General features: G+C 63.9%; 16 protein-coding genes. 2 read left to right on the forward strand and 14 right to left on the reverse strand.

Annotated features, from left to right (window positions below; genetic code table 11):
- The first annotated feature begins 50 nt into the window (after positions 1-50).
- A complete protein-coding gene (locus AAFN84_RS07675; RefSeq protein WP_347513974.1) occupies positions 51-1205 on the forward strand; it encodes a PA0069 family radical SAM protein in 1155 nt (384 codons plus the stop codon).
- A 162-nt stretch (positions 1206-1367) separates the two neighbouring features.
- The gene (locus AAFN84_RS07680) at positions 1368-2018 is read left to right on the forward strand and encodes a ribonuclease HII (RefSeq protein ID WP_347513975.1); all 651 of its coding nucleotides are present in this window, start codon (positions 1368-1370) and stop codon (positions 2016-2018) included.
- A 61-nt stretch (positions 2019-2079) separates the two neighbouring features.
- On the opposite strand, the gene AAFN84_RS07685 is transcribed toward AAFN84_RS07680, so the two are convergent.
- From AAFN84_RS07685 to AAFN84_RS07750, 14 genes are all read right to left on the reverse strand, one after another.
- Positions 2080-2559: a F0F1 ATP synthase subunit B gene (locus tag AAFN84_RS07685; RefSeq protein ID WP_347513976.1), complete on the reverse strand. Its 480-nt coding sequence runs from the start codon at positions 2557-2559 to the stop codon at positions 2080-2082.
- A gap of 3 nt (positions 2560-2562) precedes the next feature.
- Positions 2563-3132: a F0F1 ATP synthase subunit B gene (locus AAFN84_RS07690; RefSeq protein ID WP_347513977.1), complete on the reverse strand. Its 570-nt coding sequence runs from the start codon at positions 3130-3132 to the stop codon at positions 2563-2565.
- A 63-nt stretch (positions 3133-3195) separates the two neighbouring features.
- Positions 3196-3423 (reverse strand): F0F1 ATP synthase subunit C, encoded by a 228-nt coding sequence (locus AAFN84_RS07695; protein ID WP_347513978.1) that lies wholly within the window; start codon positions 3421-3423, stop codon positions 3196-3198.
- Positions 3424-3493: 70 nt separating this feature from the next.
- The gene (locus AAFN84_RS07700) at positions 3494-4243 is read right to left on the reverse strand and encodes a F0F1 ATP synthase subunit A (protein WP_347513979.1); all 750 of its coding nucleotides are present in this window, start codon (positions 4241-4243) and stop codon (positions 3494-3496) included.
- 39 nt (positions 4244-4282) lie between these two features.
- On the reverse strand, positions 4283-4645 hold the full coding sequence (locus tag AAFN84_RS07705; protein ID WP_347513980.1) for an AtpZ/AtpI family protein: 363 nt from the start codon (positions 4643-4645) through the stop codon (positions 4283-4285).
- Positions 4646-4823: 178 nt separating this feature from the next.
- Positions 4824-5987 (reverse strand): cell wall hydrolase, encoded by a 1164-nt coding sequence (locus AAFN84_RS07710; RefSeq protein WP_347515076.1) that lies wholly within the window; start codon positions 5985-5987, stop codon positions 4824-4826.
- Positions 5988-6099: 112 nt separating this feature from the next.
- The gene (der, locus tag AAFN84_RS07715; protein ID WP_347513981.1) at positions 6100-7536 is read right to left on the reverse strand and encodes a ribosome biogenesis GTPase Der; all 1437 of its coding nucleotides are present in this window, start codon (positions 7534-7536) and stop codon (positions 6100-6102) included.
- 12 nt (positions 7537-7548) lie between these two features.
- A complete protein-coding gene (locus AAFN84_RS07720; protein WP_347513982.1) occupies positions 7549-8214 on the reverse strand; it encodes a tetratricopeptide repeat protein in 666 nt (221 codons plus the stop codon).
- 116 nt (positions 8215-8330) lie between these two features.
- A complete protein-coding gene (locus tag AAFN84_RS07725) occupies positions 8331-9443 on the reverse strand; it encodes a YbfB/YjiJ family MFS transporter (protein WP_347513983.1) in 1113 nt (370 codons plus the stop codon).
- A 179-nt stretch (positions 9444-9622) separates the two neighbouring features.
- On the reverse strand, positions 9623-11017 hold the full coding sequence (locus tag AAFN84_RS07730; RefSeq protein ID WP_347513984.1) for a DUF4214 domain-containing protein: 1395 nt from the start codon (positions 11015-11017) through the stop codon (positions 9623-9625).
- A gap of 97 nt (positions 11018-11114) precedes the next feature.
- Complete coding sequence (locus AAFN84_RS07735; RefSeq protein ID WP_347513985.1) at positions 11115-12422, reverse strand: sugar transferase; 1308 nt, start codon at positions 12420-12422, stop codon at positions 11115-11117.
- Between the two features lie 99 nt (positions 12423-12521).
- Positions 12522-13934: a mannose-1-phosphate guanylyltransferase/mannose-6-phosphate isomerase gene (locus tag AAFN84_RS07740; RefSeq protein WP_347513986.1), complete on the reverse strand. Its 1413-nt coding sequence runs from the start codon at positions 13932-13934 to the stop codon at positions 12522-12524.
- A gap of 166 nt (positions 13935-14100) precedes the next feature.
- The gene (locus tag AAFN84_RS07745) at positions 14101-15507 is read right to left on the reverse strand and encodes a phosphomannomutase (RefSeq protein ID WP_347513987.1); all 1407 of its coding nucleotides are present in this window, start codon (positions 15505-15507) and stop codon (positions 14101-14103) included.
- Positions 15508-15616: 109 nt separating this feature from the next.
- Positions 15617-16789, reverse strand: coding sequence for a glycosyltransferase (locus tag AAFN84_RS07750; RefSeq protein WP_347513988.1), 1173 nt, complete (start codon positions 16787-16789; stop codon positions 15617-15619).
- Between the last annotated feature and the right edge of the window lie 64 nt (positions 16790-16853).

Below are 16853 nucleotides of genomic sequence, written 5' to 3' on the forward strand. Positions count from 1 at the left end.
TAGGAATAGTTTCATCACGGCGACGCGAGTCGCCAGCCACGGAGGCGCAAATGGAACCGATCAGACAGGCTGATGCCGCGGCGTTCGCACAAGGCGGCGCGCCGCTTGCGAACGCGATGATCGACGAGAGCGGCATGCGCGTCGGCTTCGACCGGCGGCGCGGCCGGGCGGCGGGCATCAACCCATCGGGACGATACGAACCGATTTCGCGGCACGTCTTCGACGATGGCTGGAGCACGCTCGAGGAGCTGCCTCCGTTCAAGACGGAAGTTCAGGTCGAGAAGCCGCGCACGATCATCACCCGCAACAGTTCGCCCGACATTTCGTTCGACCGCTCGATCAACCCCTATCGCGGTTGTGAGCATGGTTGCGTCTACTGCTTCGCACGGCCGACCCACGCCTATATGGGCATGTCGCCGGGGCTCGATTTCGAATCGAAGCTGTTTGCCAAACCCGATGCGGCGCGCCTGCTTGAGCGCGAACTGGCCAAGCCTGGCTACGAACCGCGCACGATCGCCATCGGCACCAATACAGATCCTTACCAGCCCGTTGAACGGCAATGGCGCATCATGCGCGAGGTGCTGGAGGTTCTGGAAGCGCATGACCATCCGGTCGGCGTCGTGACCAAGTCGGCGCTGGTGACCCGCGACATCGACATCCTCGGCCGCATGGCGGAAAAGGGTCTGGCCAAGGTGGCGCTGTCCATCACCACGCTCGACCGGAAGCTGGCGCGGACGATGGAGCCTCGCGCCGCGACGCCGCCAAAGCGCCTTGAAGCCCTTCGGACGCTTTCGGATGCCGGCATCCCCGCATCCGTTATGATCGGCCCGGTGATCCCGGGGCTCACTGACCAGGAAGTCGAGCGGATTCTCGAATCGGCTCATGCGGCGGGCGCGCGCGAGGCCGGCTACATCATCCTGCGGCTGCCTTTGGAGGTGTCCCCGATCTTCAAGGACTGGCTGCTGCGTCATTATCCCGATCGCTACAGGCACGTGATCTCGCTGATCCGCTCCATGCGCGGCGGCAAGGATTACGACGCCGAGTGGGGCAAGCGGATGAAAGGTGCCGGGCCATATGCGTGGCAGATCGGGCGGCGTTTCGAGATCGCTGCCAAGCGGTTGGGGCTCAACGCCGAGAAGCAGCGGCTGCGGTCCGATCTCTTCAAGAAGCCGGGTGGCGGCGCGGAGCAGTTGATGCTGCTCTGAGGCTCGGCCACTGCAGGCGCCACGCGTGCGCTTCCGCCAGGTTTCAGACATTCAGTTCCGTCCGGCCTCCCTGTCCCCTCGAGCCGACGGAGCCTTCCCGCCCCGCCCCATTGGCGGGAAGGCCTTGCGGAGAATCAGAGCCAATGCGAGCATCGCCGCACCATGCAACGCGCGCGCTCTGATTCTCCGCTCCTCTGCGATCTGCCCATCCGTCCGGATTTCTCGCTCGAAATGACCGCCCGCCGCGAGGGGCACTGGCCGGTTGCGGGCACAGACGAGGCTGGCCGCGGCCCGCTTGCCGGGCCGGTCGTCGCCGCCGCCGTGATCCTGGACCCCGACAACATCCCGGATGGGCTGGACGATTCCAAACGTCTCGACGCCAAGGCTCGAGAGCTGGTGCTTGCCGAAATCTTCGCGCGCGCCGTGTCGGTGTCGTTCGCGTCGGTATGCGCCGGGTCGATCGATGCCGGGGATATCCGCAAGGCGAGCCTCGAAGCAATGCGCCGCGCGGTATCCGGGCTGTACACGGCACCGCTGATGGTCCTCGCTGATGGTCGCGATGTTCCGCCGGGGCTTTCCTGCGCCGGTCGGGCGGTGGTCAAGGGCGACCAGCGCTCACAATCGATCGCGGCCGCCTCCATCGTTGCCAAGGTGATGCGCGATCGGATGATGTCCCGCGCGGGCTCTTGCGACGGTCGCTACGGGTTTGAACTCCACATGGGCTACGCGACGGTCCGGCATCGCGAGGCGGTCACCGCCCACGGACCGGTGGCGCGCATGCACCGGATGTCGTTCGCACCATTCAAGGCCTGAGCCGCAATGCAAAACGCCGCCCGAAGGCGGCGCTCGACAGACTTTCACGCAAAGAGCCGGATCAGTTCAACCGGGCCTTCACGTCATCAAGCGTCGACTTGAAAAGCGCGGTGTCGGTCTTTGCATCGATCTTGTCGGCAAGAAGCTTGGTTGCGGCGTCGACGGCGATGTCGACGGCACGGCTGCGCACCTCTGCCACCGCGTCGCGCTCCGCCTGGGCGATCTTCTGCTCGGCCAGGACATTGCGGCGGGCCACATACTCTTCTGTCTTCTGCTTGGCGTCCTCGACGATCACCTGCGCCTCGTGCTTGGCGGCGGCGATGATGTCGCTTGCCTCCTTCTCGGCCTCCCTGCGCCGCTTCTGGTACTCGGCCAGAAGTTGCTGGGCTTCTTCACGAAGGCGGCGTGCCTCCTCGAGATCGTTGCGAATACGGTCGGCACGCGCATCGAGTGATTTGGCCATCATCTTGGGAACGCCGAGGTAGGTCACCAGGGCGAGGAAGATGAAAAGGGCGACTGTCGCCCAGAATGTCGCATCCATGACTTACCCTTTCGCAGCCCGAACCGCTGCCGAAACAGCGGACTTCTCCACCTTGGCACCCACCAGTTCCTGGACGATCAGGCCAGCGGTCTCCTCGGCGATCTGGCCGACGTCACGCATCGCGGCATCCTTGATAAGCGCGATGCGGGCTTCGGCCTCGGCGAGCTGAGATTCGAGTGCGGCTTCGACCTTGCGGCGTTCAGCCTCGGCCTCGGCCTTGGCGCTATCGCGTGCTTCCTGGCCGATGGTATTGGCCTTGCTGCGCGCGTCGGCAAGTTCCTGCTCATATGCCGCCACTGCGGCATCGGCTTCTTCCTTGAGCTTGGCGGCCTGGTCGAGATCCTGCGCGATGCGACCGCTGCGGACTTCGAGAATCCCCCCGATCCGCGGCAGTACGACCTTGTTCAGGAACAGGTAGAACAGGCCAAAGGTAATCGCCAGCCAAAGTAGCTGGGATGCATAGGTCGAGGAATCGAAGGGAGGGAAAATTCCTTCCGCGCCGTGCTCGGCACCGGTCTCGGTGTGTTGCTCGGTTTCCGTCGATTCCTGCGCAAATGCAGGCGCCACGAACATGGGCATCCCCTGTCAGGTAGAAGCCGGCCGCGCCACCGCAGCCGGCCTGTGCAGCTTCAGATCTTAAACGGCGAAGAGCAGCAGCAGTGCGATCAGCAGCGAGAAGATGCCGAGCGCTTCCGTCACCGCGAAGCCGAAGATCAGGCGGCCGAACTGGCCATCGGCTGCCGACGGGTTGCGCAGGGCGCCCGAGAGGTAGGCACCGAAGATGTTGCCGAGGCCGAGAGCCGTGCCGGCCATGCCCAGGCAGGCGAGACCTGCGCCGATGTAACGTGCTGCTTCCGCTTCCATGTCAAACTCCTTGTGACTTTCAAGATTGCGGTTTTCTGTCGACGGCTTGGCCGCCAGTGGATGGTATGCGTCAGTGACCCGGATGGATCGCGTCGTTGAGGTACATGCAGGCCAGCACGGCGAACACGTATGCCTGCAGGAACGACACCAGGAACTCCAGCGCCGTGATGGCGATCGTCATGATCAGCGGCAGGACGGCACCTGCGACCCCAACCGCGCCAAGCGAGCCGAGCGAGACGATGAAGCCGGCGAAGACCTTCAGCGTGATGTGGCCTGCCAGCATGTTGGCGAACAGACGCACGGAAAGGCTGATCGGGCGCGAAAGGAACGAGATGATCTCGATGATCACCACCATCGGCAGCACCGCCGCGGGCACTCCGCTCGGCACGAACAGCCTCAGGAACTTGAAGCCATGCTTCCAGAAACCGTAGACGAGCACGGTGCCGATCACCAGCAGCGCCAGCGCGAAGGTGACGATGATCTGGCTGGTGACGGTGAAGAAGTAAGGGAACATGCCCAACAGGTTCGCGACCAGCACGAACATGAACAGCGAGAACACGAGCGGGAAGAATTTCATGCCAGCCGTGCCGGCGGCATCGCGCAGCATGTTCGCGACGAACTCGTAGGACATCTCCGAGACCGACTGCAGGCGATTGGGAACGACGCTGCGGCTGGCGGTGGTCAGATAGAGGAACGCGCTCGCGCCGGCAGCGGTCGCCACCATGAACAGCGACGCATTGGTGAAGGACAGGTCGAGCCCGCCGACCTCGATCGGTATCAGATCGGAGATCTGAAACTGGTGAATTGGATCGTCGGCCAACCTGGACCCCCTCGATACGTCACGCGCGCGCTCGCGCAGCTAATTCCTGTCGGGTCCATCCGCGCGGTCTTGCGCCGACGGCGACCCTGGCTGGGCAATCATCCCCGCTGAACGCAGGACGTTGAGCACACCAGCTACGAAACCAAGGAGCAGGAAGATGATCAGACCCCATGGCGAGGTTCCCGCCATCGTGTCGATGAGCCATCCTATGCCCACCCCGACCGCTATGCCAGCGATGAACTCGCTCGATAGCTTCAGTGCCTGCCCGTAGCCGACGGCACCGCCGGCTCCAGAGCCTTTGTCTTCTTCGCTGCGGGCCGGTCGCCTGGCTGCAAGCTTCGCCTCGAGTTCCTGGCTGCGACGAGCCAGATCGTCTTGGCGACTTTCCGGTCCTGACGGCATGGACTTCCCGCTTTCAAAGTCGCGCGCAACATAGTTAGGGGCCTCTCCCCAGTCAAGCCGGGGAAAGCGGTTGAAAGCGCCGTCGATTTTATAATGATTTCAATATTTTAATTGACTGCGACAATGCGTCGTCGCTGAGGCGGCGGATTCGGCGCCCCGAATCCCCGGCATCCGGGCGCTAGCGCCATCCTCCGCCATAGGTGCGATAGAAGACGTGCAGGCCGATCTTCTTCATCTTTTCCATGGTGCGCGCCCAGCGCGGATGGACATAGGTGGCGTGATAATGCGTGGCTGAACCGACCTCCGGGATAAAGATCTTGCCCGCCGTGACCGCCATCGCGACCTCCTGCGCCACCTTGTAGTGCTGCGCGCTGCGCACGCGCGGTCGCGTGCCGTCGCAGGCAAAGGAAAACTGGCAGCGGTTGCGCCAACTCTTGTTCTGATAGACCACGCCGCAGATCGTGCTCGGATAGGCGGGATTGCGCACGCGGTTCAAGATGACCTGTGCCACGGCCGACTGGCCAAGCACGTCCTCGCCGCGCGCCTCGAAGTAGATGCCTTCCGCAAGACATTTCTGCTCAGCCGAGGAGAACACGCTCGCCGGCAGCGGCGTGCGCATCCATGGATGGTCGCCCTCCGGCACCGGGGGAATGAAGCGCCCTGCCCCGGCCACTTCGTGCTTCAGCAGGCTGGCGAAGGGCGATGCACGGGCATAGTCCGGCTCGGCGGGCGCATAGGCGGTTGCCAATATGTCGGCCTTCTCATTCGTCACCAGAGAAGCAAGGAAAGCCGGAACGCCGGGTTCGGACTTGTCTTCCATCAGGTGGAAGGCACCGGCGATCTGGATTTCCTTGCCCTGTATCTCGGGGACCACGAAGCTCATCTCGACCCCGACGTCCGAAGCGGGATCGAGGAGCGAGCTGGTCCGCTCGAAGACGGAGCCTGCGTTGAACGAGCGAGGCGGCGCGACGGGAGCGACATTGACCACGCGACCGCGTTTGTCGCTGCGGTTGACTCGAGCCTCATCCGGCGTATCGCTGGCTGCTGCCTTGCCGCGCAGGGCAACGGTGCCGACGCCCGGTGTCGAGAGGCCGCCACCCGCGATCGAGCCGGTAGGCGTGGCATCGAGAAAAGGCATCTCGGCCTGATGAACGGAGCCCAGCGCGGATTTCTCCACGAAGGCCCCCCAGCGCGCACCCGTCCGCTCGACGCCGGATACGAGGCTTGCCATGTCCTGATATGCCGTCTGTGTCGGCGAACCTGCCCAGATTGCAAGACCGATCACCAGGGGCGCTGCGAAAGAGCGCAAACCACCAGCGATGTCCCGCCGGCGCGAAACCATACGACGCTGCACAAAAACTCTCCAGAAACGCATCACCCAACACAGTGTCGATAGTGATGCATTAACCTTGAAGGAGGGTTAACGCGGTCGGTGCGGCGGCAATGTGACTGAATCAGTTTCTCTTTTTCGCCTTGTTGGCGAACGGATTTTCCGATGCGCGCAACACCATCCGGATCGGAACACCCGGCATGTCGAAGGTCTCGCGCAGTCCGTTGACGAGATAACGGATGTAGGATTGCGGCATCGAGTCCGGGCGCGTGCACGAAAGCACGAAGCCCGGCGGGCGCGTCTTGGCCTGCGTGATGTATTTGATCTTGAGACGGCGCCCGGCAACAGCCGGCGGCGGGTGATGGCCGAGCACGCCTTCGAGCCAGCGGTTGAGCTTGCCGGTCGAGATGCGGCGATTCCAGACTCGATGGGTCTTCTCCACCGCCTCCATCAGCTTGTCGAGGCCCCTGCCGGTTTCGCCCGATACGGTTACCGCCTGCAACCCGCGTACCTGCGGCAGGAGGCGCGTGGTCTTTTCACGCAATTCCGCAAGCAGTTCCTGTGGATGCTCGATCAGGTCCCATTTATTGAAGGCGAGAACAGGAGCACGTCCCTCACGGATGATCAGGTCGGCAATCTGCAGATCCTGCTTTTCGAACGGTATCGTCGCGTCGAACACGATGACGACGACTTCCGCAAAACGAATGGCCCGCAAACCGTCTGCCACGGATAGCTTTTCCAGCTTCTCCTGCACTCTGGCCTTGCGGCGCAAGCCGGCGGTGTCGAAAAGCTTGATGTGACGCCCACGCCAATCCCAATCGACGGTGATCGAATCACGCGTGATGCCCGCCTCGGGGCCAGTCAGGAGGCGCTCCTCGCCGACGAAGGCGTTGATCAGCGTCGACTTGCCGGCATTTGGCCGACCGACCACGGCGATCCGCAGCGGCTTGGTAGCGTCATATTCGGGAACCGTCTCGTCATCAGGATCGTCGACGTCCTCGCCGATCAAAGCTTCACCGCCGCGCGCCGGCGCTGCCTCGTCCTCGTCGTCTTCGAAGACCCGGTCCTCGCCCAAGGCGGCGATGATGGCCTCGCGTAGATCCGGCATGCCCTCGCCGTGCTCGGCCGAGATCGGGATCGGTTCGCCCAGACCCAGTTCCCACGCTTCAAGCATGCCGGCCTGGGCACCGCGCGCCTCGGCCTTGTTGGCAACGAGAACCACCGGCTTGGACGTACGTCGCACGACGTCGGCAAAGGTGCGGTCGTCGGGCATCAGCCCGACCTTGGCATCGACCAGGAACAGAATCAGGTCGGCCTCGTCGATCGCGGCCTCGGTCTGGACGCGCATGCGGCCTTCAAGCGAGGCAGCCGCAGCGTCTTCGAGGCCGGCCGTGTCGACGACCTCGAAGCGCAGGTCATACAGCTTGGCGGAATTGACACGACGATCGCGCGTCACGCCCGGCGTATCGTCCACGAGCGCAAGCTTGCGACCGGCCAGCCTGTTGAAAAGCGTCGACTTGCCGACATTCGGTCGGCCGATGATCGCTACCTTGAAGCCCATATCAGGCCCCGATCAGGACGATGAACCCGAACCGCGGATCAGTTCGGACATGAGTTCAGCTCGCTGGCGCATATTGCGGGGCGCACCCTCGTCATCGAGGATCTGGCCGAACAAGGCCGAGGCATCCTCCATGCGGCCATGCTTCCATGCCGACAGCCCGAGAGCCTCGCGTGCGGAATGGCGCAAAGCGTTGGTCTCCGCGACAAGCGCCTCGACCCGGGCCGAGACATCCTCGTAGGAACCGTGGTCGACCAGCAGCAGCGCGGCACGCAACGCCGCCATGTCGCGGATCGATTGTGGCACGGAGCCGTCGGACGAAACCTCGTCGAAAGCAGCGATCGCGCCGGCATGGTCGCCTTCCTCGGCGAGCAGCGTGGCCGCGCGCATGCGTGCCAGAACCGGATAGGCACCATAACCGTCTGCCTCGAGCTGCTCGAAGGCGGCCTTGGCCTCCTCGGTGCGACCTTCGCGCGCAAGCGTCAATGCCTGGGAGTAGTCGTCACCCGACTGGTTGGCCTGCGACTGGGTCCAATAGTCCCATGCGACCCATGCGGCCGTTGCGAGCACGACGGCGACCGCCAGCGCGATGGCGGCGGGCCCATAGCGGTCCCAAAGCGCCTTCGCCCGGTCCTGGCGCATCTCCTGGTCTACTTCGCGAAAGAAACTGTCGTCCGACATCACTCACCGGCATCGCATGGGAAAAATTCGGGCGCAGTCGCGCGCCAAGCATCGCTGGCCATGCGTTTAAGCCGAAATCCGCCATCATGGAAGAGGCGACGCCGAAAAATGGCGCGTCAGGACGCTTTGCCGGCTCCCCTGACGACAAAAGCGGAAAGCAGCAGGACCAGCGCGGCCAGCAGCGATGGCGCGGTGAAGCTGCCCGTGCGGTCCGCAAGAAAGCCAGCCGCGATCGGCCCGAGGATCTGTCCGAACCCGAACGCCACTGTCATCAATGCTATGACCCGACGCGGCGATTCCTGCGCCAGTTGTCGCCCCAACTGGAAACCGTAGGCCGTAACCGCCATGAAGGTTCCACCCAGCAGCAGGCCACCGATGAGCGGCCCGACATAGCTTCCCATCGCGACGCTGGCGCCCACGCCGACCGCCTCGACCGTGCAGCCGATCGCCAGCATGGCGGGAAGGCCCCAGCGGCGCACGCCGAATCCCCACAGCCAGACGGACGGGATGATCGCCAGGCCCGTGACGAGCCAGACAACGGACTCGAACAGCCGTCCCGCCTCGCCCGCGCGCACGATCGCCACGAGGAAAGTGGCGGTGATGATATAGCCGAAGCCGAACAGACCGTAGGCAAGAATGGTCCGGGTCAGCGCCGGGCTCTTGGGCATCGGCGGCTCCGCCGTCGGTTTTCCGACAAGCGCAGGGCCGGGATCGATCAGCAGCCAGACCACGAGAAATCCGGCCAGGGAAAGACCGCCGGCCCAGAGCCAGTTTGCCTGCCACCCGGCGCCCGCCACCAAAAGCGAGCCGGTCATCAGTGACGACAGGGCAATGCCGACACCCACGCCGCTGAAATGCCAGACCTGTAGATCCCCACGCTGAGCGGCCGCCAGCCGGGAGACCACGATCGTCGAGCTGAAAACCATGACGAGCGCGCTTGTCACTCCGGCGAAGAAGCGGATCGCAAGGAAAGCCGCGACGTTCTCGGTCAGGCCCATCAGCGCAGCCAGCACGGCACTGGCCACTAGTCCCACCAGCACGATGCTTCGCTCCCTGCCCTGGCCCCAATTGCCGGATGCCAGCACCGCGCCAAGGAAATAGCCGGCGTAGTTAGACGACGCGATGAGCCCGGCATCCGATGATGAAAGGCCGACGCTGTCCATCATTGACGGAAGGATCGGAGTATAGACGAAACGGCCGATACCCATGGCAACAGCCATGGCGGCCATTCCGCCCACCGCATAAACGATGGGGGAACGTGCTTGATAGTGCATTGCGCGCGGTCTGCTTCAGTCCTTGGGAGACGGAACGGAATGCCAAACAGACAAGACACGCCGCGACCGGTCAATAGCCAGCACGCGATTTAGAAGAGTCCAGGAGATGCCAGGGTGCCGGGACCGAGGACTCGTCAGGCGACCCAGTAGCCGTCTTCGATATCCGGGGCGCTGAGCCCGACATACTCGGCAAGCTGTGTGAAGTTGACCAGCGCGGCGGAGCGCGCGCCGCCATCGGCGAGATAGTCGTTCCAGAAATCGACGCCGGCTTCCTCGCCGGGACGTCCCAACACGTTCAGGTAGAGCTGGTCGACGAATTCGGCATCCGTCAGACCGGAGCCATAGAGCGAACTGAACTCCGCACTGGCAATGAAGCCGGCCGCGGCGTCGAGCAAGGTGCCGCCATCATTGAGGTAGTCAGCCCAGAACAGGAAACCGCCTTCATCAGGGGTTCGGTCGAACGCCCCGCCATAGAGCCGATAGGCAGCAGGACCGTTGGCGCCTTCCACGTCGAAAAGCAGAACGCCGTCGGAAAACTCCGCGCGCTCGATGGACACCAGCGTGTCGATCCCGTCCGGCTTCTGGATGAGCACCGCGCCGCTCGCTTCGATGGAAGCTGAAAAATCCGAGCGCGCGCCTGCATAAACCACCGTGTCATTTCCGGCGCCGCCGTCGAAACTGAGGTTTCCGGCACCGGTATTGTAAGTGTCGTCAACGGCACCGCCGCCTGTCCCGGCACCCATCTCGCCCAGCGTGGCATCGAGCTTGACGTTGTCCTGGCCGACCGTGACGTTCGACGTCACCTGTTTGCCGGCATAGGTGAAGGTGACGGCATAGTTGCCTGCAGGAACCTCGAGATTGTATCCGCCTGCCGCCCAACTCGTGGTCGAGTACGTGCCGGACTGGCCGGTTGCCTCGATCGTCACGGCGCCCACGCCTTCGCCGATATCGTAGAACCGGTCGCCATCCTGATCGTCGAGGATCACCCCGGTCAGGAAGGTCTTGTTGCCGCTATAGGCGAAATTCTGCGTCACCATCGCGGCGTTGTAAGCCGCGCCTCCTGACGTAAAGGCGCCCTGCAGGATGCCGACGCCGACCTCGACGAAATCGTCATTCATGAGGTTGACGCGGTGGCCCGAACTGACGAACAGCCCCTCGTGGCGGCCGATCGTCTGCTGCTGCATGTCGATGGCGCCCGTCGAGCCTCCCCAAGCGATGTTCTCGCCATAGCCCCAACCGCCGGAGAAATCGTAGCCAGCCGCGCCCATCCGGTCGCCGGGGCTGCTGCCGCCCTGCCCGGTGTGGGAAAACACGTCGGCGTCCAGCATCCACTGACTGTGGACGCGCGCGGCGTCGATCAGCGTCGCGTTGAAGGCGAGCGGCTGCTTGGCGGTGCCGGAAATGGTGCCGGGCGCCAGCGACGCGTTGAGGTCGATGCCCAGCGCGTTTGCCTGGGCGGTCGGGTTGGCCCGCGCCCAGTTGATCATTTCGAGCATCAACTGCTCATAGACGGTGGGGTTGATGCTCATGGTCTTGTCCTCAACAGTCAGAATCGGGCGGACCATAACAAGGTCGCTCGGAAACCCACAATCACGTCCGTCGACGAGCCGACGCGGAAGCGTGAAGTCAGCGCACGCCGGTGCGGAACAGGATGATGCGCACGGTCTTCACCAGAATCACCAGGTCGATGTCGAACGAAAGCCGCTTCACGTAATAAAGGTCGTAGGCGAGCTTTGCCGCCTCTTCCTGCGGGGTGCTCGCATAGCCATGCGACACCTGCGCCCATCCGGTGAGCCCGGGCCTGACGAGGTGCCGGTAGGAATATTGCGGCAGCATCACCTCCAGGGTGCGCGCGATGGGGATGGCCACCGGCCGAGGGCCGATCCACGACATCTCGCCGCGCAGGATATTGAGAAGCTGTGGAAGTTCGTCGAGGCGGAATTGGCGCAGGAAGCGCAGCGCTGGCACGACGCGATCGTCGTTCTGCCGGGCGGGCGCGTCGCCCGCCTGCAGCACCATCGTCCTGAACTTGACCATCGTGAAGATGCTGTCGCCGAAACCGCAACGCTCCTGGCGGAAAAACACCGGCCCTCCGTCGACGACCCGGATATAACCCGCGATGAGAAGGCATAGCGGAACGGCGATCGGCGACAGGAGGACCACGGCGGTGACGTCGATGGCGCGCTTGAGCTTCGAATAGTAGATCTGGCTCGGACTGTAGGCGAGATGCAGGAGATCGAAACTCTGGACGTCGACGCGGTCAAGACGCGTCTCCAGGAAGCGTATCCACGGCGTCACCTTGACCCCCAGCATGTAGAGACGCGTCAGGAATGCCGACCATTCAGGCGTATGGTGGGCGTCACCGTCGATGAGCACGCGGTCGACACCGGAAATGTCGGGCAGCGGCTTCTTCAGCACCGCGATGCTGCCTCCGAGTAGCCCGGCGATCTCGGGCGCGCGCGGAAAATCGAGGATGGCGATCTTTTCCTTGCGCGCCCGGCGCAGCCGGAAACCGGCATGGACGACGCAGACCAGCGCCACGGGCGCCGCCAGCAAAATGCCGGTGTAGCTCACCGGTATGCGCAGCCCGGCAAGCACCGCGACCACGAAATTGAAGACGATCACCGTGATGAAGGTGGCGGTGGTGATCGGAAAGTCCTGCCGCGGCAGCCAGTTGAGCAACGCCACCGAGACCAACGGCACCAGGGCGAGCGCGACAACCACGAAAGCGAGATTGTGCCAGTCGCTGCGCCCGGCATTGAAGATGATCAGCCAGTAGATGAATGCCTGGAGTGCGACGGCGACGGCGATGGAGGGCCAGGCATGGCGCAGGTCATGGAGAAAACGTCTCGGGCGCAGTGAAGCGCCTCTTGCGACGACCCCCATGAGTTCGGGGGATGGCCCGCGCCGTATGGGTCGGTTATGGCGGTTCATGCTCGCCTTGCCTAATCCCCGGTCCTGTCCCGGTTAGCTTTCAATCATGTCCAAGTCGCGACTGCGCATTTCCAACGTCTTCAGCGTTCCGGCGACGGATCACGAACGGCCGTAAATGTCGTCGAAACGTACGATGTCGTCCTCGCCGAGATAGTCGCCGCTCTGCACCTCGATCATGACCAGCGGATCGTTCGTCGGGTTTTCGAGACGGTGCTTGTGCTCCTTCTCGATATAGGTCGACTGGTTGGTTTCGAGGATCAGCTCGCGGTCGCCATTGACCACCTTGGCCCTGCCGGTCACCACCACCCAATGCTCCGAGCGGTGGTGATGCATCTGCAGGCTCAAGCTGGCGCCGGGCTTGACCTCGATGCGCTTGATCTTGAAGCGCTCGCCTTCCTCCAGCACGGTATAGGAGCCCCAGGGGCGGTGGACCGTACGGTGGAACTGGTGCGCCTCGTGTCCCTGGCTCTTCAGTTCCTCGAAGAGAATCTTGACGTCCTGCAACGAGTCCTTCGCCGCCACCAGCAGAGCGTCGGCGGAATCCACGATCACGAGGTCCTTGAGCCCGACGCCGGCCACCAGCCTCTTTTCGCCATGGACATAGGTGTCGCGCGTGCCGACGAGCACCGCATCGCCCTGCACCCGGTTGCCGGCTTCGTCGGCATCGGTCAGTTCGGCGATCGCGTTCCACGACCCGACATCGCTCCATCCCATGTCGGAGGGCACCACGGCGATGCCGCCTGCCTTCTCAAGCAGTGCATAGTCGATCGAAAGAGCCGGGATGCGCGCAAAGGCCTGGGCCTCGAAAGCCAGCGCCTCGCCGCCCGCGCCGTCGAGCTTCGTCGCCGTTTCGAGGCTGGCGCGCGTCGCGTCGAGAATGTCCGCGCAGTGCTTTTCGAGCAGCGCCAGCATGGTGTCGGCGCGGAAGCACAACATGCCGCCATTCCAATGGAAGCGGCCGGTGCGGAGGTATTCCTCGGCCTTTTCCCGTGACGGCTTCTCGACGAAACGCACCACGTCCTCGCCGTCGGCCTCGATATAGCCGTAGGCGGTTTCCGCGTGGGTCGGCTTGATGCCCAGCGTGACCAGGCGTCCCTGTCCCGCCAGCGCGACCGCACGCGACGCGGCACGGCCGAATGCGTCGAGATCGCGAATGATATGGTCCGCAGGCATCACGAACAGTATCGCATCACCGCCGTGCGTGGCGGCAACGTGCAGCGTGGCGGCAGCGACGGCTGCGGCGGTGTCGCGGCCCGCCGGCTCCAAGAGCATCGTCATGGAAGGTCCCGGATTGACCTCGCGGTATTCGTCGGCCGTTCCGAACTGCAGATCCTGGTTGGTGACGGTGACGATGCCGCTGACATCCTGCAACGCGGCAGCGCGCAGGAACGTATGCTGCAACAGCGACTTGCCATCGGGCAGGCGAATGAAAGGCTTTGGGTGAGCCTTGCGGGATACCGGCCAAAGGCGCGATCCGGACCCGCCGCTGATGATGATCGGAATAAGCGTCATGAGTTCTCTTCGTCCCCGCCCCATTCAGCCATGAAAGGCTTGTCGTTGTCTCTTCAGAATGCCACTGCCGCACAGAACCCGCCGGATTTTCGCAGGGCGTAGTGCAGGGCGGCTGCGAATGCAAGCAAGGCGTGGCGTGTCTGCCGCCGCCGCCCGCGCCGACCCTTTAGGGACGCAGCCGCGAAAGCACGGTTTCCAGCAGCGTCGATGCTTCCCCTGGTTCCGCAGCCTCGACATAACAGCGCATCTCGGGCGCGTTGCCGGATGGGCGCAGATGGACGATGCGGCCATCATCGAGCGCCACGCGCAGGCCGTCCGTGCGGTCGACCTCCTGTGGCGTGCCGATGCCCTCCAGAAGCGCTGCGATCGCGTCATTGCTGGCGTCGAGCCGCTCCATCAATGCGCGGCTGTCGGCGACAGGAAAATTCTCCAGCCGGTCGCTGAGGCAGACCGGCAGGCCAAGCGCCTCGATATGCTCCGAAAGCGGGCCCTTGGTGGCAAGCGCGAGCGCCACGAGGATCGGCAGTGCACTGTCTCGCGTCGGCAAGGCCGCAAGCGTGCCGCCGGCCACCGCCGTTGGGCGTCCGGTGAGAAATCCGCCATTGGCTTCGAAACCCACCACGCTGCCGGCCTCTGCCCCGGCTGCCGCAGCCATCATCGCCTCGATCACGAAAGGCGAACCGACCCTTGTTCTGACGGTTTCGAGGCCCAGCGCGCGGTCGATCCCGGAATTGCTCGTCACCGGTGTCACCACGAAGCGCGCATCCAGGAACAGCGAGGCCAGAATGCCGAGCACGTCACCGCGTATCTGTTCGCCGCGCTCGTCGGCAACCAGCGGCCGGTCCGCGTCGGCATCGGTGGAGATGATCGCCGCGAGCTCGTGTTCCATCGCCCACGCGCGCAGGCGCGTCTGCGTGCCGTCGCCCACCGCTTCCGTGTCGACAGGCACAAAGTGTTCGGACCGCCCCAGCGGCACCACGTCGGCGCCCAGCTCTGTCAGGAGCTTGTCGAAAAAATCGCGGGCAACGGAGCTGTGCTGGTAGATGCCGACGCGCAGGCCCTCCAGCGCCCGCTCGGGCAGGATCGCCAGGCAACGTTCGCGATAGCGCGCCCACGCGGCCGAAGATTCGTCCCGGACATCCGCTACGTCACCCAGTTCGCTAGCAGTGCCAAGCTTTTCGACATGGAAAAGGATCGCCTGTTCGTCGCCCTTGTCGATCTCGCCGTCCGGCCGGTAGAATTTCAGGCCGTTGCGGTCTGCGGGGATGTGCGACCCGGACACCATGATCGCCGCCGTGCCCGAGGCCGTCGCGTGCAGTGCCAGAGCAGGCGTCGGCAGTGCGCAGCACGTCACTGGCGTCATGCCGTCGTTCTGCAGGGCCGCGATACACTGGCGTGCTATGGCCGGGCTGCTGTCGCGCAAATCCTGGCCGACATAGACCACGTCGCCGCGCTTGATGCTGCCGCCCTCGACCAGGTGATGGATGAAGGCGACCGCATAGCGGCCCGCCGCGCCATCGAGAAGATCGGTCGCAAGCCCGCGCAGGCCACTCGTTCCAAATTTCAGGCTCATGCAAAGACCAGTCGGCGTCGCGCTGCCTCACGCGATAAGGAAACGCGGTGGCATTGTTGAACTCGTTCGCGCCTTCGCACCAAAGCGCGATGACGCAGGCTGAGGGTTCTTAGTGCGGAAGCAGGCTTCGATAAAGAGCAATGTAAGAATTCACCATCGGCTCCGCTGAAAAGATGTTACAAAATCTTTCATGCGCGGCAGCGCCCATGGCTCGCGCCAATTCGCGATCTTGGTGAAGCTTCTGCATGGCGGCCCCCAGGGCGGCGGCATCCGCGGGGGGCACCACGATGCCGGTCTCGCCGTCCTTGTTGACGTAGCTGGTACCCGTCCCGATCTCGCAGCTTATCATTGGCCTGCCGGCACGCGCCGCTTCCAGAAGTGCGACGCCGAACGCTTCCGAGCGAAGGTGCGAAGGGAAGACGAATGCACGGCTCAATTCCAGCAGAGCCGCGCGGTCCGCGTCATCGACGCTGCCGACAAGCTGCAGGTTTGGAAGACCGGCGGCAAGGAGATCCGCTCCCATCTCGCCCTCGCCCACCACAACGACGGGCAGCCCCGTCGCGCGGGCGGCATCGATCAGGAACCCCAATCCCTTGTAGTAGCGCAACGCGCCGACAAAGAGGAAGAAGTCCTGCCCGACCCTGGCCCGCCAGGATTCCACCACTGCAGGATCGAGCATCTCGCGCGATTGGGGTCCGAGACCGATCGGTATGACGCTCGTCTTTTCGCGATACGTCTTGAGCACCGGGCTCGAAGCGACATAGTTCGGCGACGTCGCCACGATCCGATCGACCCGTTTCAGGAATGCATGCATCAGCGGCTTGTAGGCCTGGAGCAGCAGTTTCTGGCGCACGACATCGGAGTGATACGTCACGACCGTCGGCTTGCCATGACGCGCCAGGAAATGGGCGATGTCCATATAGGGCCACGGGAAATGATAGTGCACGATGTCGGCTTCGCGGGCGAGATCGGCAAAGACCTTGATACCCGACAACGAGAAGCCGGTGGACGCGACGTGAAGGTCCTGACGCGCCTTGTAGGCGTGGTGACGCCCGACCTGCAACGGTTCCTTGATCCCGGCGGAGGAAGGCGACAGCGACAGGACGTCGGCGCGGATGCCGTGCTCCTCGCTTCCTTCGGCGATCTGCCAGATCACCCGCTCGATGCCGGCGAAGGTATCGGGGATATAGGTCTTGAAGAAATGGAGGACGCGCATATCCGGGCCGCAATCGTTTCCGCGCTCCACCAGGGACAAGCGCGTCAGCCGCCCCTCATCCTTCATGGCGCGCAGCGATGCAACCGCAAATCGGGAGGCGAACCTGCGACCTGCGTGACGCGCCTTGTCG

The sequence above is a fragment of the Mesorhizobium sp. CAU 1741 genome (genome assembly GCF_039839275.1).
In the GTDB taxonomy this organism is placed as follows: Bacteria; Pseudomonadota; Alphaproteobacteria; order Rhizobiales; family Rhizobiaceae; genus Aerobium.